General features: G+C 68.7%; 23 protein-coding genes. 13 read left to right on the forward strand and 10 right to left on the reverse strand.

What is annotated here, in order from left to right; genetic code table 11:
* Nucleotides 1-18: 18 nt before the first annotated feature.
* Nucleotides 19-987: a TAXI family TRAP transporter solute-binding subunit gene (locus tag C8E96_RS07120; RefSeq protein WP_091376398.1), complete on the reverse strand. Its 969-nt coding sequence runs from the start codon at nucleotides 985-987 to the stop codon at nucleotides 19-21.
* Nucleotides 980-3226, reverse strand: coding sequence for a TRAP transporter permease (locus C8E96_RS07125; RefSeq protein WP_166657905.1), 2247 nt, complete (start codon nucleotides 3224-3226; stop codon nucleotides 980-982). Before C8E96_RS07125 ends, C8E96_RS07120 begins: the two co-directional genes overlap by 8 nt.
* A gap of 224 nt (nucleotides 3227-3450) precedes the next feature.
* Between C8E96_RS07125 and C8E96_RS07130 the strand changes: the two genes are divergently transcribed.
* A complete protein-coding gene (locus C8E96_RS07130; RefSeq protein ID WP_091377025.1) occupies nucleotides 3451-4545 on the forward strand; it encodes a glycerophosphodiester phosphodiesterase in 1095 nt (364 codons plus the stop codon).
* 48 nt (nucleotides 4546-4593) lie between these two features.
* Here C8E96_RS07130 and C8E96_RS07135 read toward each other — a convergent pair whose 3' ends face one another.
* Nucleotides 4594-4929, reverse strand: a complete 336-nt coding sequence (locus tag C8E96_RS07135; RefSeq protein WP_091376405.1) for a MerR family transcriptional regulator — start codon at nucleotides 4927-4929, stop codon at nucleotides 4594-4596.
* 622 nt (nucleotides 4930-5551) lie between these two features.
* Nucleotides 5552-5812 (reverse strand): UBP-type zinc finger domain-containing protein, encoded by a 261-nt coding sequence (locus tag C8E96_RS07140; protein WP_091376409.1) that lies wholly within the window; start codon nucleotides 5810-5812, stop codon nucleotides 5552-5554.
* A gap of 36 nt (nucleotides 5813-5848) precedes the next feature.
* Between C8E96_RS07140 and C8E96_RS07145 the strand changes: the two genes are divergently transcribed.
* Together C8E96_RS07145 and C8E96_RS07150 are read left to right on the forward strand one after the other, a co-directional pair.
* Nucleotides 5849-7393 carry a Na+/H+ antiporter gene (locus C8E96_RS07145; RefSeq protein WP_091376412.1) on the forward strand — a complete coding sequence of 515 codons (1545 nt, stop codon included), beginning with the start codon at nucleotides 5849-5851 and terminating at the stop codon, nucleotides 7391-7393.
* A gap of 26 nt (nucleotides 7394-7419) precedes the next feature.
* Entirely contained in the window at nucleotides 7420-7929 is a 510-nt protein-coding gene (locus tag C8E96_RS07150; protein ID WP_133794236.1) for a hypothetical protein, read from the forward strand.
* 32 nt (nucleotides 7930-7961) lie between these two features.
* Here the strand turns inward: C8E96_RS07150 and C8E96_RS07155 are convergent, their stop codons facing one another.
* Nucleotides 7962-9248, reverse strand: coding sequence for an adenylosuccinate synthase (locus C8E96_RS07155; protein WP_091376424.1), 1287 nt, complete (start codon nucleotides 9246-9248; stop codon nucleotides 7962-7964).
* Nucleotides 9249-9343: 95 nt separating this feature from the next.
* On the opposite strand from C8E96_RS07155, the gene C8E96_RS07160 reads away from it, so the two are divergent.
* From C8E96_RS07160 to C8E96_RS07170, 3 genes are all read left to right on the forward strand, one after another.
* Nucleotides 9344-10012 (forward strand): hypothetical protein, encoded by a 669-nt coding sequence (locus C8E96_RS07160; protein ID WP_091377029.1) that lies wholly within the window; start codon nucleotides 9344-9346, stop codon nucleotides 10010-10012.
* Between the two features lie 173 nt (nucleotides 10013-10185).
* Nucleotides 10186-10806, forward strand: a complete 621-nt coding sequence (locus C8E96_RS07165; RefSeq protein WP_407642667.1) for an HNH endonuclease family protein — start codon at nucleotides 10186-10188, stop codon at nucleotides 10804-10806.
* Between the two features lie 18 nt (nucleotides 10807-10824).
* A complete protein-coding gene (locus tag C8E96_RS07170; RefSeq protein ID WP_091376432.1) occupies nucleotides 10825-11073 on the forward strand; it encodes a hypothetical protein in 249 nt (82 codons plus the stop codon).
* A gap of 87 nt (nucleotides 11074-11160) precedes the next feature.
* Here C8E96_RS07170 and C8E96_RS07175 read toward each other — a convergent pair whose 3' ends face one another.
* A complete protein-coding gene (locus C8E96_RS07175; RefSeq protein ID WP_166657906.1) occupies nucleotides 11161-11568 on the reverse strand; it encodes a DUF3151 domain-containing protein in 408 nt (135 codons plus the stop codon).
* 186 nt (nucleotides 11569-11754) lie between these two features.
* Here C8E96_RS07175 and C8E96_RS07180 point away from each other — a divergent pair, with 186 nt between their 5' ends.
* Nucleotides 11755-12924 carry a hypothetical protein gene (locus C8E96_RS07180; RefSeq protein WP_091376439.1) on the forward strand — a complete coding sequence of 390 codons (1170 nt, stop codon included), beginning with the start codon at nucleotides 11755-11757 and terminating at the stop codon, nucleotides 12922-12924.
* 54 nt (nucleotides 12925-12978) lie between these two features.
* Here C8E96_RS07180 and fbaA read toward each other — a convergent pair whose 3' ends face one another.
* The gene (gene fbaA, locus C8E96_RS07185) at nucleotides 12979-14013 is read right to left on the reverse strand and encodes a class II fructose-bisphosphate aldolase (RefSeq protein WP_091376443.1); all 1035 of its coding nucleotides are present in this window, start codon (nucleotides 14011-14013) and stop codon (nucleotides 12979-12981) included.
* A gap of 164 nt (nucleotides 14014-14177) precedes the next feature.
* Between fbaA and C8E96_RS07190 the strand changes: the two genes are divergently transcribed.
* Together C8E96_RS07190 and C8E96_RS07195 are read left to right on the forward strand one after the other, a co-directional pair.
* A complete protein-coding gene (locus C8E96_RS07190) occupies nucleotides 14178-15101 on the forward strand; it encodes an SDR family oxidoreductase (RefSeq protein ID WP_091376446.1) in 924 nt (307 codons plus the stop codon).
* A 28-nt stretch (nucleotides 15102-15129) separates the two neighbouring features.
* Nucleotides 15130-15594 (forward strand): pyridoxamine 5'-phosphate oxidase family protein, encoded by a 465-nt coding sequence (locus tag C8E96_RS07195; protein WP_091376449.1) that lies wholly within the window; start codon nucleotides 15130-15132, stop codon nucleotides 15592-15594.
* Here C8E96_RS07195 and C8E96_RS07200 read toward each other — a convergent pair.
* Nucleotides 15591-15872 carry a YciI family protein gene (locus C8E96_RS07200; RefSeq protein WP_091377033.1) on the reverse strand — a complete coding sequence of 94 codons (282 nt, stop codon included), beginning with the start codon at nucleotides 15870-15872 and terminating at the stop codon, nucleotides 15591-15593. The two genes, C8E96_RS07195 and C8E96_RS07200, sit on opposite strands and share 4 nt — an antisense overlap.
* 148 nt (nucleotides 15873-16020) lie before the next feature.
* On the opposite strand from C8E96_RS07200, the gene C8E96_RS07205 reads away from it, so the two are divergent.
* From C8E96_RS07205 to C8E96_RS07220, 4 genes are all read left to right on the forward strand, one after another.
* Nucleotides 16021-16590: a SigE family RNA polymerase sigma factor gene (locus C8E96_RS07205; protein WP_166658224.1), complete on the forward strand. Its 570-nt coding sequence runs from the start codon at nucleotides 16021-16023 to the stop codon at nucleotides 16588-16590.
* A 79-nt stretch (nucleotides 16591-16669) separates the two neighbouring features.
* Nucleotides 16670-17800: an N-acetylglucosamine-6-phosphate deacetylase gene (nagA, locus tag C8E96_RS07210; RefSeq protein ID WP_091377037.1), complete on the forward strand. Its 1131-nt coding sequence runs from the start codon at nucleotides 16670-16672 to the stop codon at nucleotides 17798-17800.
* Nucleotides 17797-18054: a hypothetical protein gene (locus tag C8E96_RS07215; RefSeq protein WP_091376455.1), complete on the forward strand. Its 258-nt coding sequence runs from the start codon at nucleotides 17797-17799 to the stop codon at nucleotides 18052-18054. The genes nagA and C8E96_RS07215 overlap by 4 nt, the downstream gene beginning before the upstream one ends.
* Before the next feature lie 22 nt (nucleotides 18055-18076).
* A complete protein-coding gene (locus C8E96_RS07220; RefSeq protein WP_091376459.1) occupies nucleotides 18077-18736 on the forward strand; it encodes a VTT domain-containing protein in 660 nt (219 codons plus the stop codon).
* Here C8E96_RS07220 and C8E96_RS07225 read toward each other — a convergent pair.
* Both C8E96_RS07225 and C8E96_RS07230 read right to left on the reverse strand, forming a co-directional pair.
* Nucleotides 18733-19722, reverse strand: coding sequence for a hypothetical protein (locus tag C8E96_RS07225; RefSeq protein WP_091376462.1), 990 nt, complete (start codon nucleotides 19720-19722; stop codon nucleotides 18733-18735). The genes C8E96_RS07220 and C8E96_RS07225 overlap by 4 nt on opposite strands.
* Nucleotides 19723-19791: 69 nt before the next feature.
* Nucleotides 19792-21174, reverse strand: coding sequence for an FAD-binding oxidoreductase (locus C8E96_RS07230; protein WP_091376465.1), 1383 nt, complete (start codon nucleotides 21172-21174; stop codon nucleotides 19792-19794).
* Nucleotides 21175-21282 lie beyond the last annotated feature (108 nt).

Here is a 21282-nt window from a genome sequence, read left to right on the forward strand (position 1 = left end):
CGCGACCGGTAATCGGTGTCAGCCGCCGAGGGCCTTGCGGGATCCGTCGTGCAGCGGCACCGGGTCGGTGTCGGCGGCGGTGGCCTTGTCGATGCCGCCCGCGGCGGGGTGCACCTTGACCAGCTCGTCCTTCTTTTCGACGACCAGTTTGGTGATCGCGCACGCGTTGGCGGCGGGGAAGTCCTCGCGGACCAGGAGGACGTTCGGCACGACGATGGTCTTGGTCTCAGCCGCGCCGTAGGTCGCCGCCGGGATGGTGCCCGTGTCGTAGACCGGGTTGATCTTCTTCAGCTCTTCGAGGTGCGGGGTGACGTCGATGAACTCGACCTGGCCCTTCATCGACGTGAACAGGTCGGTGAGCTCGGGCGTGGGCAGGCCGCCGGACCACACCAGGCCGTCGATCTGGCCGGCCTTCATCCCGTCGACGGTGGGGCGCAGGGCGAGGCGCTGGGCGGAGACGTCGGTGTCCGGGTTGAGGCCCGCCGCCTTGAGCAGGCGGGTGGCGATGACCTCGGTGCCCGACTTCGGGGAGCCGGTGGAGATCTTCTTGCCACGCATGTCGGCGATCGACTTGATGCCGCTGCCGGTGCGCACGACGACCTGGGTCGCGTTCGGGTAGATGCGGGCCAGGGCGCGGACCTTGACCGGCTTGCCCTCGAACGCGCCCTTGCCGTTGACGGCGTCGGCGGCGGTGTCGGCGAGGGAGAAGGCGACGTCGTAGTCGCCGCCGACGAGTTGCTGGATGTTCTGCACCGACGCGCCGGTCTCGGCGGCGGTGGCCTTGAGCTTGGAGTTGTCGCTGATCAGCTTGGCGAGGCCGCCGCCGAGTGTGTAGTAGACGCCGCCGGTGTTGCCGGTGGCGATGGTGATGCGGCCGTCGCCCGCCTCGCAGTCGCCCGCGCCGCCGGTGGTGGCCGTGTCGGACCGTTTGCCGCCGCAGCCCGCGGCGAGCAGGGCGAGCGAGACGATCAGGATGCGGCTACGCATGTGCTTTCTCCTTGACGCGGGTGAGCAGGTGGACGACGAGTGCGATGGCGAGGAATCCGAGGCCGATGCCGATCGACACCGGGTGCAGGTAGAGCAGCAGGAGCGCGGCGGGGACGCACAGGAGGCGGGCGGGCAGCCGGACCGGGCCGAACAGCCAGCCGCCGGTGACCACGGCGAGCGCGCCGATGCCGACCGCGGAGACCGCGACCACCCAGAGGACGGTGCCGACGGGTCGTTGCAGCAGGAGCGCGGCGCCGTTGTCGGTGAGGACGAACGCGATCGGGACGAGGAACGCGGGCAGCGTGTACTTCCAGGTCTGCCACATGGTGCCCATGACCGACCCGCCGGTGATCGCGGCCGCGGCGACGGCGGCGAGCGCGGTCGGCGGCGTGACCTCGGAGAGGACGGCGTAGTAGAAGATGAACATCGCCGTTTCCGCGGGCGCCACCCCGAGGTTGATCAGCGCCGGGCCGAGGATGACCCACGAGATGATGAACGACGCGGTGACCGGCACGGCCAGCCCGAGCACGCAGACCGCGACGGCGGCGAACACGACGGTCAGCACGAGCACCGCGGTGGGGTCGGACGCGAGCGCTTTGGCGGCGTCGACGAGCGCGTCGGCGAGGGCGAGACCGAGGCCGGTCTTGGTGATCGTCGAGGTGATGATCCCGGCGGCGGCGCAGACGGCGATCACCGGCAGGGCGCCCCGGATGCCTTCGGCGAGGGAGTCGGCGAGGTCGCGCACCCATGCGCTCACGTTGTGGCGGCGCGGGATCAGGGCGAACAGGGCGGCCACGCCGGTGGCGTAGACGACGGCCGTGAACGGCGGGATGTCCATCGCCAGAAACACGACGATGATCCCCAGCGACGCGAAGTGGAACCACCCGTGCCGCAGGACTGTCCACAGGCGAAGGGGCTTATCCACAGCCACCCCTTGCAGCCCCCTTTCTGACACCCCTCCCCGATAGACTGGCCAAGGGCCGTCCCCCCGGGGAAGGGCGGGGGCTGCGCTGGGGGCGTTTTCGGGATTTGGGGGTTCGGGGTTTGTGGGTTTGGCGCCGGGGTTTATGGGCTCGGTGCTGCGGTTTATCGGCTCAGTGGCGGGGTTTGCGGGCTCAGTGGCGGAACTTGTGGGTTCGGCGCTGGGGTCTGGGGGCTCGATTTCCGCTGGTGGGGCGAGGTCCAGGCCGGTGTCGTTGACGTGGAAGCGGCGGGCGTCGGCTTCGACGGCCAGGCCGATCCCCAAGTAATAGAGCAAAGTCGGGACGATCGCCCACACCAACACGCTCAGGTACGAGGTCTGCAGGTATTCGGCGATGATGAACGCCGCCGCCCCAAGTGTCGGGGGCGAGAGGATCGCGCCGATGCCGGAGGCGGCGAGCAGGCCGCCGGCGTTTTCCTTGGGGTAGCCCGCTTTCCGCAGCACGGGCCAGGTGATCGCGCCGAGGCTGACGGTGGTCGCGGTGCCCGATCCCGACACGGTGCCGAGCAGGAATCCCGACGTCGCGGCGGTGCGGCCCGCGGCGGTGCGGGAGCGGCGGAACAGGGCGAAGCTGAAGTCGACGAAGAAGCCGCCCGCGCCCGAGGTGTTGAGGACCGCTCCGTAGATGGTGAACAGGACGATGTACGTGGCGGCGACGTTGAGCGGGATGCCGTAGAAGCCGCTCTGCTCGTTGTAGAGGGCGTTGACGATCTGGCCGAAGTCGATGCCCGCGTGCGCGAAGTCCCAGTTCTGCGGCAGGAAACCGCCGTAATAGGCGAACGCCAGGAACCCCAGGCAGACGATCGGCAGCACCCAGCCCGTGGTGCGCCGGGTCGCCTCCAGGATCAGCAGGAGCAGCAGACCGCCGGCGATGATGTCCGGTGTGGACAGTTCGGCCCGGTCGAGGAAGGCGTCGTACCCACCGGCGAAGCCGTTGCCGCCGAAGGGAAGCACCGGGTAGAGGCCGACGAACAGTGCGATCGTGGCGTACACCCAGTCGACAACGCCCGGATTCCGCGGGCTCTTGGACGTCGGCCGATAACAGAGGAAGACCAGCGGGAGCGTCAGCCCGAGGAAGATCACCAGGTAGAACTGGCTGCCCTCGGGGAACGGCCAGAAGACCTGCTTGAGCACCAGCACCGCGATGGCGACCGACGCGGCCCACACCCCCAGGTCCCAGCGGCCGGTGAGTTTGCGTGCCGGACGTTCCTCGTCGTGCGCGCCGACGACCTCGGTCGGGTCAATGGTGCTGGTCAACCATCCTCCTGCCAGGTGCGTTGATCTCTGACGCACGCTACCGCTGGTCACCGGTCCACAGAAGAGGGGATGTTGACCCGCCCATCACCGAACGCGACGATCAAGGCACACCTGGTCAGTTTCTCCACGTTCACCCGCAGGTCGGCAGCCCTTCGCCCAACAGCGGTCCGGGCGTCTTGCCGCCCGGCGAGTGTTGCCCGGTCACCCACATCTTGGAGGTCACCATGGTCCGAAAGGCCCGGTTAGCCGGCGTCGCCCTCTGCGTGCTCACCCTGTTCGGCGGGGTGTTGACCAGCGCGAGCGCGTCCCCCGAAGAGCACTCGGCGGGCCCGCTGGTGCTGGGGCACCGCGGCGCGTCGGGGTACCGCCCGGAGCACACGCTGGCCTCTTACGAGCTGGCCGCGCGGATGGGTGCCGACTACATCGAGCCGGACCTGGTGTCCACGAAGGACGGTGTGCTGGTCGCCCGGCACGAGCCGGAGATCGGCGGCACCACCGACGTGTCCGCCCGGCCCGAGTTCGCCGCGCGCAAGGCGACGAAGAACCTCGACGGCGTGCAGGTCACCGGCTGGTGGACCGAGGACTTCACCCTCGCCGAGCTGAAGACGCTGCGCGCGGTCGAGCGCATCCCGCAGCTTCGCCAGCGCAACACGGTCTACAACGGCCGGTACGAGGTGCCGACCTTGCAGGAGGTCATCGACCTGAGCAAGCGGCTCTCCCGCGAGTTGCGGCGCGACATCGGGATCTACCCGGAGACCAAGCACCCGACGTACTTCCGCAAGCTCGGGCTGGAACTCGAGCCGAAGCTCGTCGATGTGCTCACCCGCAACGGGCTGAACCGGCCGAACGCCAAGGTGTTCGTCCAGTCCTTCGAAGTGGGCAACCTCAAAGCTCTCAAGAGCAGGCTGCGGGTGCCGCTGATCCAGCTGACCTCGGCCTCCGGCGCGCCGTTCGACTTCATCGACTCCGGTGACCCGCGCAAGTACTCCGACCTGCTGACGCCGGCGGGCCTGCGTGAGGTCGCGTCGTACGCCTACGGCATCGGTCCGGCCAAGGACCAGGTCATCCCGCGTGACGCGGCGGGCAACCTGGCCGCCCCGACCGCGCTGGTCGGCGACGCGCACGCGGCGGGCCTCAAGGTGCACCCGTACACGTTCCGGGCGGAGAACAACTTCCTGCCGGTCAACCTGCGCTCGTCGGCGAACCCGGCCGAGTACGGGAACCTGTTCGGTGAGCTGTCCGCGTTCTGGGCGGCGGGCGTCGACGGCGTGTTCACGGACAACCCGGATCTCGCGGTGGCGTCACGTTCGGAACGGTAGAGGTGAGCTGCCGGTGCCGCCGGGGATTCCCGCGGCACCGCACTCGGCTCAGTCCTGCTTGCGCAGTTCGCTGTTGGCTTGCTGGGCTTCGTGGAGCTGGTCTTCGAGGGTGACGATGCGGCAAGCCGCCTCCAGGGCGGTGCCCTGGTCGACCAGTTCCCGGACCCGGGCGGCGAGGCGCAGCTGTTCGCGGGAGTAGCGGCGGTGCCCGCCCGCGGAGCGCTGCGGCTCGATCAGCTTGGCCTCATCGAGGCTGCGAAGGAAATTCGGTGTCGTGCCGAGGATCTCGGCCGCTCGGCCCATGGTGTAGGCCGGGTAGTGCTCGTCGTCGAACTTGTCGGCCGCGGTCGAATTCGAGGCCGTCTCGCGTGGGTCTGGGATCATCGCGCCTCCACATCACGAGGGGCCCCGGTGCGTTCGCACCGGGGCCCCAGGGTTTTGGGTGTCATCACTGTCAGCCGACCGCGAGGCCGACTTTCCGTACTCGCGCGCGCCCGAAATGCGAGCGCCGCGAGGATCGCTTTTCCGTAACCGAGAACCACCTTCCAATCTGATGGAACTGCGGTACCCGCCGGGCGAAACCCAGCCACAGCGGGCGATCCAATGACGAGCCCCTTCCCTTCTCTCCGGTGTTATCAACTTGCCTTGCACTTCCGGCATCTCGCGTGGAACCCCTTACGTTGATCGGTCCCAGCACGCAGACGCCTCGGTCACTGACACGGAACCCCTTCACCGACTGGTTCCGGCCACCTGACCGTCTTGCCTCTAACCGTCTTGCCTAACTGCCTTGCCTCTTGCTGTCTTGCTGATTACCGCTTGCCTTGATTCCTCAGGACCGGCACTGCTCGAACTTCGTCTTCACTTCCCGGTCCCGGTCTTCGTCCCACTTCGCGGGTAGTTCCGTCATCTCCCGCGCCTGTATGACGTTGTCTCTCTCAGTACGAGGAGAACATTACACACAGCTGGCGACGAATGTCTACCTCAGCCAGATGAGATTTTCTGTCGCTCAGACCACCCGGCTGTCGACGAAGCACCAACGCCAGGTCTCTCCCGGCTCCAGCGAGCGCATGACCGGGTGGTCCGACGAGGTGAAGTGGGCAGTGGCGTGCCTGCGGGGGCTGGAGTCGCAGCACGCCACGTGGCCGCAGGTCAGGCACTGCCGCAGGTGGACCCAGCCGGTGGCGCCCATGGCCCGGCAGTCGGCGCAGTAGTCGTCGGCGTCGGGGGTGACCTCGCCCGGTAGGTCGGCCAGGTGTTCGCAGCTCATCGCGCACTCCTTCGGTGTCCGGGTAATCCTGACGCAGTGGAGATACTTCTGCTGCTGGCCGGAGCGCTGGCCGTGACCGCCCTCGCCCGCCGGGTCGAGTGGCCCGCGCCGCTGGTGCTCGTCGCCGTCGGGCTCGCCGTGTCGTTCATTCCGGGAGTCCCGGAGTTCCGGCTGCACCCGGAAGTGGTGCTGCTGCTGGTGCTGGCGCCGCTGCTCTACTCGGCGGCGCTGGACAGCTCGTACCTCGACATCAAGGCGAACCTGCGGCCGATCGGGCTGCTCGCGGTGGGGTTGGTGCTGTTCAGCACGGCCGTCGTCGGGGTGGTCGCGCACGCGGTGGTCCCCGAACTGCCGCTGGCGTCGGCGCTCGTCCTCGGCGCGATCGTGGCCCCGCCGGACGCGGTGGCCGCCGTGGCGATCGGCCGCAGGCTGGGGCTGCCGCGGCGGGCGATGACGCTGCTGACCGGGGAGAGCCTGGGAAACGACGCGACGGCGCTGACAGCGTTCAAGGTGGCGGTCGCGGCGGCCACGGGTGCGGCGGCGTTCTCGTGGGGTCAGAGCGTCCTGACGTTCGCCGTCGCGGCGGTCGGCGGTGTGCTGGTCGGGTTGGTGTTGGCGGTGCTCGTCCATGCCATCCGCCTGCGGCTTCGCGATGGTGTGCTGGAGAGCGCGCTCGGGTTGCTGGTCCCGTTCGGCGCGTACCTGCTGGCCGAGGAGGTGCATGCCTCAGGTGTGCTGGCCGTCGTCGTCGCGGGGCTCTACCTCGGGCACAACGCGCCCGCGGCGGGGTTCTCCACCCGGCTGCAGGAGACGGCGGTGTGGCGGTCGGCTGACGTGCTGTTGGAGTCGCTGGTGTTCGCGCTGATCGGGCTGCAGCTGCGCACGGTCATCTCGGACGCACGGCCGGGCTGGGGTCTGGTGGCCGCGTCCGCGGTGGTGTTGGCGGCGGTGATCGTGGTGCGGTTCGTGTGGATGTTCCCGGCCGCCCACATCCCGCGCTGGCTGTCGTCGAGGATTCGGGCGCGGGAACCGGCGCCGGGATGGCGGCAGATCACGGTGATCTCGTGGGCGGGCATGCGCGGGGTGGTGTCGCTGGCGGCCGCGGCGGCGATCCCGGCGGACATGCCGGGGCGCGATGTGGTGGTGTTGCTGACTTTCGTGGTGACGGTCGGGACACTGTTGTTGCAGGGCACGACTTTGCCCGCGCTGATCCGGGCGCTGCGGGTCGAGGCGTCCGACGGACAGGAACGCGCGCTCGCCGAAGCCCAGGTGCAGAACGCGGCGGCGCGGGCGGCGATCGACCGGCTCGACGAGGTGTTGTCGGAAGGTGAGATCCCCGACCACCTCGCCGACCGGCTGCGCGCGATCGCCGAGCACCGGGGGAACGCGGCGTGGGAACGGTTGGGGCGTCAGGAGTTGGAGAGTCCGGCGGCCGCTTTCCGCCGCCTGCGCCGGGAGATGCTGTCGGCGGAGCGGTCGGTGTTCATCCAGGCGCGGAACAAGGGCGACATCGACGACGAGGCGCTGCGGAAGGTGTTGCGGGAGCTGGACCTGGAGGAAGCCGCCCTGGCCAGGGAATAAGCGTCGGCCGGTAACCCTTCAAGATCGTGACGAGATACCTGGGTGAAGCAGACACTCGACACGACGAATGGGCGACCGTGGGCAGCGAAGACTTCTACCGGTGTGACGCGTGCGGGAAGCGGAACCGCATCCCGGCGGCGGTCGGCGTGCGCGGCATCCGGTGCGGCGGGTGCGGGCACGCCCTGCCGACGCCGAAGATCCTCGAACGGCTGAGCCAGGTGAAGACCGAACTCCAGGACCTGTCCGTGCGGCTGAGGCGGTTCGACTATCCGCGCAACCACACCGAAATCGAACGCAAGCTGAGCAGGCAGAAGGCGATCCTCGCGAATCTCCCGGATCTGCCTGGCTACCGGATGACCTCGCACGCGAGTTTCGACCTGATCATCGAGATCGGCGTGCTGGTCGACGACCTGGAACGCCGACTGCAGCGGACCGCGCTGAAGGTGGCGCTCCGGATCCTCGTCGAGATCGGGCAGTTCCTGCGCATCCTCGCCGTGGAGACACCCCGATTGCTCACCAGCGGATCCGACGACTGACCGGGCGCCCCGCGAAGGGCGCCCGGCAGCGCTTACGTCATCGGGTAGCGGACGATCGTCTCGTCGCGGCCGGGACCAACGCCGACGGCCGACACGCGGGCGCCCGAGAGTTCCTCGATGCGCTCGACGTACGCGCGGGCGTTCGCCGGGAGTTCCTCGAAGGTCCGGCACTCGCTGATGTCCTCCCACCAGCCCGGCATCTCCTCGTACACCGGCACCGCGTGGTGGACGTCGGTCTGGGTCATCGGCATGTCGTCGATCCGCTGCCCGTCGACCTCGTAGGCCACGCAGATCGGCACCGTGTCCAGGCCGGACAGGACGTCGAGCTTGGTCAGGAAGTAGTCGGTGATGCCGTTGACCCGGCTGGCGTACCGGGCGATCACGGCGTCGAACCAGCCGGTGCGGCGCAGGCGCTTGGTGGTGACGCCGATCTCGCCGCCGACCTTGCGGAGGCGTTCGCCCATCTCGTCGTTCAGCTCGGTCGGGAACGGGCCGGAGCCGACGCGGGTGGTGTAGGCCTTGAGGATGCCGATCACCGTGGTGATGCGGGTGGGGCCGATGCCCGAGCCCGCGCTCGCGCCGCCGGACGTCGGGTTCGACGAGGTGACGAACGGGTAGGTGCCGTGGTCGACGTCGAGCAGGGTGCCCTGCGAGCCTTCCAGGAGCACGGTCTCGCCGCGCTCGAGCGCCTGGTTCAGGAGCAGGCGGGTGTCGGCGATTCGGTGGGCGAACTGCTCGCCGGACGCGAGGACCTCGTCGACGACCTGTTCGGGGTCGAGGGCCTTGCGGTTGTAGATCTTGACCAGCATCTGGTTCTTGATGTCGAGCGCGGCCTCGACCTTCTGCCGCAGGATCTTCTCGTCGAGCAGGTCCTGCACGCGGACGCCGACGCGGGCGACCTTGTCCTGGTAGGCCGGGCCGATGCCGCGACCGGTGGTGCCGATCTTGGCCTTGCCCAGGTAGCGCTCGGTGACCTTATCGATCGCCACGTGGTACGGCATGATCAAGTGCGCGTCGGCGGAGATCAGCAGGCGGGACGTGTCGACTCCGCGCTCGTCCAGTCCGGCCAGCTCCGTGAGCAGCACCGCCGGGTCGACCACGACACCGTTGCCGATCACGTTGGTGATCCCCGGGGTCAGGATGCCGGACGGAATCAGGTGCAGGGCGAACTTCTGGCCGTCCGGGAGGACGACCGTGTGGCCCGCGTTGTTGCCGCCTTGGTAACGCACGATCCAGTCGACGCGGTCACCGAGCAGGTCGGTGGCTTTGCCCTTGCCTTCGTCGCCCCATTGGGCGCCGATCAGCACGATTGCCGGCATGTGAGACTCCAGGTGTTGGCAGTGGAACCGTGGACACCCGAACCCGGGCTGATGCGGGCGAATGCCGGTGATTGAGACTAGACCAGGAGCGTGTGGTGGGTGCACTCGTGCTGGCCTGCGGAAACCAGGCCGACACCGAAGCGTTGTTCGACGTCGACGCCGAAGTGCGGGAAGTGGCCGCGAAACCGGCCAAATCGGTCGTAGATCCCCTGCTCAGAGGCCTGGGCGGGCGCAGGCTGGTGGTGCACGGCACCGACGCGGACCTGGCAGCCATCGTGTTGCGAATCATGCGGCTCGACCTCCTGGGCGGCACCGCGGTCGGTTTCGTGCCCGCCGAGCGCTCGGTGATCCCCAAGCTGTGGGGCATCCCGGCCGACCCGGAACAAGCCGCGCGGGTCGCCGTCGCCGGTGAGGTCGACCCGATCCCCCTCATCCGCGACGACGCGGGCGGCGTGCTGCTCGGCGTGGGAGTCCTGCGGTCGGTCCGCGGCGTGGCCTACTGCGACGACGCCACGGTCCTGCGTGGGCGAGCGAGCCGGGTCGAGGTGACGCCGGATCCGCAGGGCGGGGAGGGGCTGATCGTCCGGGTGATCCACCGCGGCCTGCTCCGCAACCGGGTCGAGACGACGCGGGGGCGGGCGTTCCAGGTGGGGTGTCTGCCGGTCATTCCCGAGTCGGACGGGGTGACCTACAAGCGGGACGTGTCGCGGTGGACCTGGTACCGCCACACCGCCGACCTGCGGGTCATACGCGGAGCGATCTAGCCACGACAGTGGTACCGCCACCCAGCGGATCTTCACGGGCTCTAGCGGAGAGTGGTGAAGAACTTTTACTGTAAGTCGTCAGTGTGTCACCCAATGGCTCCATGAGCTCCACCCTGCGCAGACACGGTTACCCGGCGTTCTCCTGATCCGCACCTGGAGGAACCTTGTCGAAGATCCGCACCCTGCTCGGCTCCTTATCCCTCTCCGTCGTCCTCACCGTCGGCCTCGCCGGTGTCGCGAGCGCCACCCCGCCCAACATCCCCACCGAGACGACCGCCCGCTCCGAGCTCGCCGCCCTCACGGTCGCGGCGGACGGGTCGATGACCGGCTATTCGCGGGACCTCTTCCCGCACTGGAGCACCATCTCCGGCACCTGCAACACCCGTGAGACCGTCCTCAAGCGCGACGGCAGCAACGTGGTGACCGACTCGTCCTGCGCGGCGACCTCGGGCAGCTGGTACAGCCCGTACGACGGCGCGACCTGGACGCTGGCGTCCGATGTGGACATCGACCACGTCGTCCCGCTCGCGGCGGCTTGGCGGTCCGGCGCTTCCTCGTGGACGACCAGCCAGCGGCAGGCGTTCGCCAACGACCTGAGCTACCCGCAGCTCATCGCGGTCACCGACAACGTCAACCAGGCCAAGGGCGACCAGACGCCCGCGACGTGGAAGCCGCCGCGCAGCGCGTACTGGTGCACCTACGCGAAGATGTGGACGCACGTGAAGTACAAGTACTCACTTCGCGTGAACTCCGCGGAGAAATCCGCGCTGTCGAGCATGCTGAACTACTGCTGACGACTTGAGAGGACGCCGATGTCGGAGTACACCTCACCGTTCGCCGCCGGCCCGGGCGTGATGACCGAGGAAGCCGGTGTGCTGACCGGTGACCTGGAGCTGCGCACGGTCAGCGCTCCTGGTGGCGCGGTGACGGCGAAGGTGCGCTACGCCGGGACGGACGAGTGGTACCGGCTGCGCGGCGGCCAGTGCAAGCTCGTCCACGACGGCGACCACAGCGCGGTGCACTCGATCCTCGTCGGCGTCCTCAACCGACCGATCGGTTAGACAACGCGAGTCGCCCCGTCCAGCGAGTGAATGTCGAACTCACTTGCCGGGCGGGGCGACTCGTTTGCCTGGAGGGGCGACTCGCGGTTAGAGGCCTAGGGCCGCGGGGGCGGCGGGGTCGGAATCGGCGAGGAATGTTGAGCAGCGCTCGTACTCCTCGGTGTCGTTGATGGCCTTCGCGGCGCGGGCCAGTGCGGCGAGGGCGCGCAGGAAGCCCTGGTTGGGGGCGTGCGACCACGGGATGGGGCCGAAGCCCTTCCAGCCGGAGCGGCGCAGCTGGTCGAGGCCGCGGTGGTAGCCGGTGCGCGCGTAGGCGTAGGCGGCGACGTTCTCGCCGGAGTTGAGCGCCGCTTCGGCGAGCGCGGCCCAGGCGGCGCTGAAGTCCGGCCAGCGGGCGGCTACGTCAGCCGGGTCGGTGCCAGAGTCCAAAGCACCTTGCGGCTCGTCGCGGGCGGGGAGCATTGTGGGGTCAGGTCCTAGCAGGTTGCCGTCCATACGGGTCATCCTGCCCCATCGCCCGAGTCGGTGACCCTTGAGACGAATACATCCAGATATCGCACTAGGTGACGACCCTGATTCGAAAGGTCACCAACCCGTAGGGGATTACCCGGGTTTTTCCCACGAAGGAGTGGGGGCGGCTATCCGTTCTCAGCGTCGCGCCGCCATGATGACTGGGTGAACATGGGGCGAGCATCGATCGACGACCCTGCGGGCAAAGGTCCTGTCGGGCAGTTCAAGGATTTCTTTCGGCTGCATTGGACGCGCGGCGACGCGGGTACCGAGACGCCGGAGTGGGTGTGGCATTTCGCCTATCGCACCTGGTTGATCGCCCTGTTGTTCAAGGTGCTCGGGTCGTCGTGGGACGAGTCGTGGCATTTCAAGTTCCAGCGTGACGACCTCGCCGCACCGCACCTCATCAACAGCGTCGGCACGGGTATCGCTGTGGTTCTGGTGGCCATTCACACGTTCACCGGCATGGCTGTCACGAAACGCGCGCAGCGGCTGCTGCAGGTCGGTTTGGCTGTTTTCCTCATCGCCGCCCCGCTTGATGTGATCAATCACCGGGTCAACGGGCTCGATCTCACAGCGTGGAGCGCGTCACACGCGCTGCTGTACCTGGGCACCGCGCTGATGATCGCCGCGCTGATCGACGCCTGGGTCTCGGCCGGGCCGCGGGGCAAGTCGCGGCCGTGGATCCTGGGCGCGCTGTGGTTCTTCTTCCTGGAGAACGTGCTCTTCGCGAACGGGCAGCAGGAGTACGGCGTCCTGGAGCTGCGGTCCTGCATGCCGAACGGCGTGCTGAACATCGACACCTGCTACGCCGAGCGCAGCCTGCTGGAGTTCGCCGCCGAGCAGATCGGCCGCCCGGTCGACTACGTGGCGATCAAGCAGTTCGCGCTGCCGATCCCGGACTGGGTGTACCCGATGTGGGGGATCGGCGTGGCTGCGCTCGTGCTCGCCGTCGCCGCCAAGACGATCGGCCTGCGCTGGGCCGCCACCGGTGTGGCCGCCGCGTACGTCGCCTACCGCGCGGTGATCTGGCCGATGCTGGTCGTGGCCGACTTCCCGCCGTCGACCGTGCCGTTCTACCTGGTGTTCGTCGGCCTCGCGATCGACCTGGTGCGCCGGATGAACCTCTCGCATTCACTCGAAGCAGTGGCAGGCGCCGGTGTGGTGACCGTGCTCGGCCACGTCGCGCTCTACGCGCAGGAAGTGACCATCTCCGCACCGCCGATCGCTTGGTGGTCCGCGCCGATCACCTTCGTGCTGCTCGCCGGGTTCTGGTGGCTGGGCAAGCCGGTCGCGCAGTGGTTCGACAAGCGGCAGACGGCCGCCAAGGTCTCCGTCTGACAGACGAAGAACGGCGCCTCCCGCGAGCGGGAGGCGCCGTTCTCGTGTCCGGGGTCAGCCCGCGATCATGCGGCCCGCCGACTTGAGGTGCTCACACGCCTGGGTGATGCGCGCGGCCATGGCCTGCTCAGCGGCCTTGAGGTAGCTGCGCGGGTCGTAGACCTTCTTGTTGCCGACCTCGCCGTCGATCTTGAGCACACCGTCGTAGTTGGCGAACATGTGCGCCGCGATCGGACGGGTGAACGCGTACTGGGTGTCGGTGTCGATGTTCATCTTGATGACGCCGTAGGACACCGCCTCGTGGATCTCCTCGAGCAGCGAGCCGGAGCCGCCGTGGAAGACCAGGTCGAACGGCTTCGAGCCGGGCGCGAGGCCCAGCTTCTCGGCCACGACGTCCTGGCCCTGCTTGAGGATCGACGGCTTGAGCTTGACGTTGCCCGGCTTGTAGACGCCGTGCACGTTGCCGAAGGTCGCGGCCAGCAGGTAGCGGCCCTTCTCGCCCACGCCGAGCGCGTCGACGGTCTTGAGGTAGTCCTCGGCCGTCGTGTAGAGCTTGTCGTTGATCTCGTTGTCGACGCCGTCTTCCTCGCCGCCGACGACACCGACCTCGATCTCCAGCACGATCCTGGCCTTGGCCGCGGCCTCGAGCAGGTCGGCGGCGATCTGCAGGTTCTCGTCGAGCGCGACCGCCGAGCCGTCCCACATGTGCGACTGGAACAGCGGCGCGCGGCCGCCGTCGACCCGCTCCTGGCTGATCGCGATCAGCGGGCGGACGAAGCCGTCGAGCTTGTCCTTGGGGCAGTGGTCGGTGTGCAGCGCGACGTTGACCGGGTACTTCTCGGCGACGACGTGCGCGAACTCGGCGAGGGCGACCGCGCCGGTGACCATGTCCTTGACCTTGGTGCCGCTGGCGAACTCGGAGCCGCCGGTGGACACCTGGATGATGCCGTCGCTCTCGGCTTCGGCGAAGCCGCGGAGCGCGGCGTTCAGTGTTTCCGACGAGGTCACGTTGATGGCCGGGTAAGCGAACTCGTTCGCCTTGGCCCGATCCAGCATCTCCGCGTAGACCTCGGGTGTGGCGATGGGCATCGGTGGGTCCTCCTCGGGGTGGCCTGCGCCGTTCCGCCGCATCCTACGAGGGTTGTGTGTCAGGCGTGTCGGGCTAGTCCGCCAACCAGCTAACTGTTACTCCAATTTACGGTTACTTGTGGTAGCTTACTCGCGGTAAGGAACGCGATCGAGGAGGACTTCCGATGGGTGTGACGAACCTGCTGGCCCGCGAGCAAGACGTCAAAGGCAAGGTCATCCTGATCACCGGAGCCGCCCGCGGCTTCGGCGCGGGCCTGGCCAAGCGGTTCGCCGCGCGGGGTGCCAAGGTCGCGCTCGTCGGTCTGGAACCGGACGTGATGAAGAAGGTCGCCGCTGAGTGCGGGCCCGACGCCGCCGTGTTCGAGGCGGACGTGACCGACTGGGCCGCGCTGGAGACCGCGACCAAGGGCGTGGTCGAGCGCTTCGGCGGGATCGACATCGTCGTGGCCAACGCGGGTATCGCGGCGGCCGGCTTCGTCCGGTCGATCGACCCGAAGGCGTTCGAGCGGACCATCGAGGTCGACCTGCTCGGCGTGTGGCGCACCGTCCGGGTGACGCTGCCGCACGTGATCGACCGCAAGGGCTACATCCTGGTCGTGTCCTCGCTGGCGGCGATCACGCACGCGCCCGCGATGGCGGCCTACGCGGCGGCGAAGGCGGGCGTCGAGGCGTTCACCAACAGCCTGCGCGCCGAGATGCGGCACCTCGGTGTCCGCGTCGGTGTCGCGCACCCGTCGTGGATCGCGACCGACCTGGTCAACGGCGCCGACGAGCACCCCGTGTTCGGCCCGCTGCGGGCGAGCATGCCCGGCCCGATGGGCAAGACGTACCCGGTCGAGTTCGCCCTCGACGCCCTGGAGAAGGGCATCCTGCGGCGCGACCGCAGCATCCATGTGCCCGGCTGGGTCGGCGCGCTGAAGCTGGTCCGCACGTTCCTGCCGCCGATCATCGAGATCGGCGCGAAGCTGCGCGGCAACATCGTGGCCAAGGCCGACAAGGCCGCGCTCGAGGACATCGCCAAGCGTGGCGCGGAAGCCTCTTCGCGACCCGTCGGCGCGGGCGGGCAGGCCGACGCCGAAGCGCGCTAGCCTGCCGTCAACCAGCGAGGAGGCGCGGATGTCGCGACGGGACCAGATCAAGCTTTCGCCGGAGGAGATCCAGGCGTTCCTGGGGAACCAGAAGACCGCGAACGTGGCGACCATCGGCAAGAACGGGCGGCCGCACCTCGTCTCGCTCTGGTACCTGCCCGAGGGCGACATCCTGACGACGTGGACCTACGAGTCGTCGCAGAAGGTCGCCAACCTCCGCAGGCTGCCGCAGGCCACGGTGCTCGTGGAGAGCGGCGAGAGCTATGAGGAACTCGTCGGCGTGATGCTGGAGTGCGACGTCGAACTCGTCGAGGACACCGAGCGGATCACCCAGATCGGCAGCGCGCTTACGCTTCGCTACACGGGCAGCGAGGAAGTCGCGGCGGCCGCGTCGCAGTTCGTGCGGGCCCAGGCGGCGAAGCGCATCGGGCTCGTCTTCAAGCCCACCAAGATCGTCTCCTGGGACCACAGCAAACTCGGCGGGACTTACTAGCCCGCGAACGGGCCGAGGGCGATCGTCCACTCCCGGATCATGCGGGCGGCGGCGATTCCCTCGGTCGTGTACGGATCGACGGCGAGGATCTTGTCGAGTTCCTCGCGGTCGGCGACCTTGACCACGAAGAATCCGCCGGTCCCGTCCGCCCATGGCCCGCCGCCGAGCACGTGGCCCGTCTCCGCAAGCTCCTGCAGGTAGGCGCGGTGGGACGGGCGGACCTCGGCGAGGCGGTCGGCGTCGTCGATGTACGTGGTGTCCACGGTGAACCAGGTCATGGCGCCCATCGTCGCAGTCCGTCTTTTCCGACCGTCGGCCGATGTGCTTCTGATCGCCGCCCGGTAAGGTTTGGCCGTGGCAGGGGATGGTGTGCAACCGGGTGATTACCCCCCGGCGCGCGGGAATGTCGAGCCCGCGAACACGCCCGTGGAGGGCAACGCGGAGCGCAGCGTCGAGCAGACGCTGACCCGACTCCGGGCTATCGACCTCAAAAGCGCGCCACCGCCGACGCCTGAGGCGCCGCTGACGCTCGAAGACCTCTACCGCACCCACCGGATGCGTCTCGTCCGGCTGGCGCTGCTGCTGGTCGACGAGCCCGCGACGGCCGAGGACGTCGTGCAGGAGGCGTTCACCGGGCTGCACCGCAACTGGGGTGGTCTGCGCGACGCGGCCGCCGCGGTCGGCTATCTGCGAACAGCCGTGGTCAACGGCTCGCGCAGTGTGCTGCGGCGACGCAAGACCGCGCGGGAGTACACGCCGCCGCACGCGGTCAACGCGCGGTCCGCCGAGAGCCTCGCGATGCTGACCGCGGAGCACCAGCAGGTGGTCAAGGCCCTGTCGCAGCTGCCGCCGAGGCAGCGCGAGGTCCTGGTCCTGCGCTACTACGGCAACTTGTCCGAGGCCGAGATCGCCGAGGCCACCGGCATTTCCAAGGGCACGGTGAAGTCGACGGCGAGCCGCGCGCTCGAAGCCCTCCAAAAGATCATGAACACCTAGACTCCCGCAAAAGTGGTTTAGACCAATAGACTCTCCCTGGGAAGTGATCTCGGGGAGGGATACGCGCGTGGGCGCACATCTGATTTCGGGCGGCAGGCTCGTCACGCCGGACGGCGTGCTGGAGGACGGCTGGCTGCTCATCGAGGACGGCCTGATCGCCGACCTCGGCTCCGGCGCGCCACCCGCGACCTACCGCGTGCACGACGCGCGCGGGGCCTGGGTGGTGCCCGGGTTCATCGACATCCACTGCCACGGTGGCGGCGGATCGGCCTTCACCAGCCTCGACCCGGCCGACATCCTGCGTGCCGCGCACACCCACGCCCGCCACGGGACCACGACACTGCTCGCCAGCCTGGTCTCGGCGACGGTCCCGGATCTGGTCGAGCAGATCGCGGCGCTGCGCGAGCACGTCGAGGACGGCTTGCTCGCGGGCATCCACCTCGAAGGACCGTTCATCGCCGAGGCCCGCTGCGGCGCGCACGACCCGGCGATCCTGCAGCCGCCCTACCGCGACGCCGTGGACACGCTCCTCGCGACCGGCCCGGTCCGGATGGTCACGCTGGCGCCTGAGCTCGAGGGGTCGGTCCGCGCGGTCCGCCAGATCGTCGACGCGGGCGCCATCGCCGCCATCGGCCACACCGACGCCACCGAGGCCCTGGTGCTGCCCGCGGTCGACGCGGGCGCGACCGTCGCGACCCACCTGTTCAACGGCATGCGGCCCCTGCACCACCGCGAGGCGGGCCCGATCGGCGCGCTGCTCGACGACGAGCGCGTGTCCGTCGAACTGATCTGCGACCTGGTGCACCTGAGTCCCACGGTCGTCCGGCTGGCCGCCCAGCACGCGGGCCCCAACCGGACCGTCCTCGTGACCGACGCCATCGCCGCGGCGGGCGCGGGCGACGGCCGCTACCTGGTCGGCGGGATCACCGTGGAGGTCCTCGACGGCGTGCCGCTCATCGTCGGCGGCGACTCGCTGGCGGGCAGCACCCTGACCATGGACGCCGCCTTCCGAAACCTGGTGAAGATCTGCGGCATGGGCATCCTCGACGCCGTGGACGCGACCGCCACCCGGCCCGCCGAGCTGTTGGGCCTGGCCAAGACGACCGGCAGCCTCACCAAGGGTCTGGCGGCCGACGTGGTGCTGCTCGACCCGGACCTGTGCCTCGACGCCGTCCTGCGACGCGGTGAGTGGGTTAACGTCGACGCATGACCGACGACCCGGAGCGCCTCCTCGCCGAGGCGCTGCGCGCGCAGGCCGCACGGACGCCGCTGTCGGAGTCGGCGACGAGCCCGGTCGCGCATTTCGGCCTGCTCTCCGGCAGTGACCTGCCGCTGATCGCCCAGCCGGAGCCGACGACCCGGCTCGAACCGGACACCCGACCGAGGGTCGGCTGGGTGTTGTTGATCGCTGTTCTGCTCGGGTTGGCCGCCGGGTCCCTGGTGGGCCTGCTCACGCTTATCTGAGACCGGTACCTTTGTGGGCGTGATGAGCGCCGATCTGACCGTCAATCTCGCCCTGCTGCCGTCCTGGCTGGACCCCGAGGTCATCCTCCGGAGTCTGGGCCCGTTCCTGCTGCCGGGTCTGTGCCTCATCATCTTCGCCGAGTGCGGCCTGCTGCTCGGGTTCTTCCTGCCGGGCGACTCGCTGCTGTTCACCGCGGGCCTGTTCGTCGCCCTGGACTACATCTCGCCGCCGCTGTGGTTGGTCTGCCTGCTGCTGACGATCTGCGCGTTCGTCGGCAACGTCGTCGGGTACTGGATAGGCGAGAAGGTCGGGCCCGCGCTGTTCAACAAGCCGGACTCGAAGCTGTTCAAGCAGGAACACGTCGTCAAGACGCACGAGTTCTTCGAGAGGTACGGCCCGCGCGCGATCGTCCTGGCCCGGTTCGTGCCGATCATCCGCACGTTCATCACCGCTATCGCCGGTGTCGGCAAGATGGACAAGCGCAAGTTCTTCGTCTACTCGGGCATCGGCGCGGTGCTGTGGGCGACCGGTGTGACAGTGCTGGGCTACTTCCTCGGCCAGATCCCGTTCGTGCACGACAACCTCGAAGCGATGATCCTGCTGATCGTGTTCGTCTCGATCCTCCCGATCATCTTCGAGGTGCTGAAGGCCCGCCGCGAGAAGAAGCGCACCGCCGCCTAATCGTCGTCCTCGAAGGTGACGGTCACGGCGTCGTCGCGCGAGATGTCGACGAGGCCGCGGATCGTGAAGTCCGTGCTGCGGGTGCGGCCGTCGTTGAAGCTGAACTGGCCCTGCGTGGTGGCGAAGTGGATGGCCGGTTTCGTGGTGCCGTCGGCCTTGTACTCGGTCTGGTAGACCTGCAGCCGTTCGATCGGGGGACTGCGGTCCAGCCGGAAGTCGGTCGCGCCTTCGGCATACGGCCGCAGGTAGCGCGGGCAGTCGGCGGGCGGCATGGCGCCGGTGCCGAGACACCGAGCCAACAGCTCGTCGATCTTGGCCGTGGCCAGTCGGAACAGCTCCTGCTCAGGCTGGTAGCCGATGGCCGCGGGGTTCATCTCCATGGACTGGCCATGGGCGACCGACACGGCCTGCGGCAAGGCTCGCACGTATTTCGACGTCATCCCCGTGAGCTGGTAGGACGCCGGGTACATGAGGAAACGCCGCTGGGGAAACCCGTTGAGGCGAGGGCCGCTCACCGGGATCTTTGCCGCTCCAAGGGAACCGGAGTCCAAGGTCGGCACGTTGGTTTGAACCACGACCGGCACCACCAGCGGGTCGATGACGCGCCACTGTTCGAGGCCACCGAAGGAGTTCGGTTCGCGCTTGACCCGCAGATCCGCGGAGTAGGAGTGTCCGGGGAGTTCGTAGCGCACGGTCGCCACGGCGGTCTGACCTGGCTCGACGCCCGAATCGTCGCCGGACACCTCGGTCACCTTGATCCGCTGCGACCCCGCCAGCACCTCATCGGTGAGGAAGGCCCGGTCCGGCCCGGGGTCGACGAGCGCGTTCGCCGCTGTCGCGTCACCGCGGGCGATGAGGTCGACGTACTCCCGCACGGCTTGCGCGGGACCGCGCGAGTCGTTCACCTGGCCGATGGCGATCACGCAGGCGATGAGCAACGCGACCGCGCACCCGGCTGCGATGAACGCGTTGCGGCGCGACTGCATGCCAACCACGTTGTGCCTTTCGTCCGTCTCCTGCGCGTCGGACGAGAGTGCGTGCCGACTGGTTCCGGGTCAGTGGAACATCGAACCCGGGTTGAACAGGTTGCCCGGGTCCAGCGCGGCTTTGATGGCGCGGTGGGTGCGCAGGCCGATCGGGCCGATCTCGCGGGCCAGCCAGTCGCGTTTGATCTTGCCGATGCCGTGTTCGCCGGTGACCGTGCCGCCGAGGCTGAGGCCGACGGCGAGGATGTCGTCGAAGGCTTGGCGGGCGCGGGCGAACTCGTCCTCCGACGTCGGGTCGTAGACGATCGTCGGGTGCATGTTGCCGTCGCCCGCGTGTCCGACGACGGCGATGCGCAGGCCGACCTCGCCGCTGATCCGCTCGCAGCCCGCGATCAACTCGGCGATACGGGTGCGGGGAACGCAGACATCGTCGGTAAGCCAGGCGCCGTAGACCTCCAGGGCCGTGAGCACGGCCCTGCGCGCGGTGAGTAGTGCCTGTCCTTCGGCCGGGTCGAAGGTCGTGAACGCCATTTCCGCGCCCGCGTCGGTGCAGACCTGTTCGATCATGCCGAGCTCGCGGCGGGCGGCCTCGCCACCGGAGTCGGACTGGCAGATCAGCAGGGCCGCGCAGCCCTTGCCCGCGCCGAGTTCGGTCTTGAGGTGTCGCTCGACGGCCTCGATGGAGGTGGCGTCCATGATCTCCATGAGTGAGGGCACGATGCCCTCGCGGACGATCCTGGTCACCGCGACGCCCGCGGCCTCGGTGGAGCCGAACGCGGCCACCATGGTTCCCGGCGCCTGGGGCAGCGGCCGCAAGGCGAGGGTCGCCTGGGTGATGACACCGAGGGTGCCTTCGCTGCCGATGAAGAGCTTGGTGAGGTCGTAGCCCGCGACGCCCTTGACGGTGCGGCGGCCGGTCTTGAGGAGTTCGCCATCGGCGAGGACGACGTGCAGGCCGAGCACGGAGTCGGTGGTGACGCCGTACTTCACGCAGCAGAGCCCGCCGGCGTTGGTGGAGAGGTTGCCGCCGATAGTGCACCAGTCGTAGCTCGACGGGTCGGGCGGATAGAAGAGCCCGTGCTTCTCGACCGCGCCGCGCAGGTCGAGGTTGACGACGCCGGGTTCGACGACGGCCAGCCGGTTGTCCGGGTCGATCTCCAGGATCGCGTTCATCCGGGTGGTCACCAGCACGACACAGCCGTCGATGGCGTTGGCCGCGCCCGATAGTCCGCTACCGGCGCCGCGAGGAACGATCGGCACGCCGTGCTCAGCGCAGGCCCGCACTACTTCCTGGACTTGGGCGGTGTCGGTGGGAAACGCGACCGCGAGCGGCTCGCCGAACGGCGCCAGCGGCATGACGTCACGCCGGTACGCGGCGGTGACGTCGGGGTCGACCGCCAGGCCGTCGCCGAGGATGCCGTTGAGCCTGGTCAGCAGGGCGTCGGTGCTCACATATCCACGGTAGTCGCCGGTGGGATTAGTAACGGTTAACAGTTACAGCGTTCGGACGAAGAGCCGACGCCATTCGCTGACTTACAGTTGGTCAAGTGGGTTGCGTCA

Source organism: Actinokineospora alba, assembly GCF_004362515.1.
In the GTDB taxonomy this organism is placed as follows: Bacteria; Actinomycetota; Actinomycetes; order Mycobacteriales; family Pseudonocardiaceae; genus Actinokineospora; species Actinokineospora alba.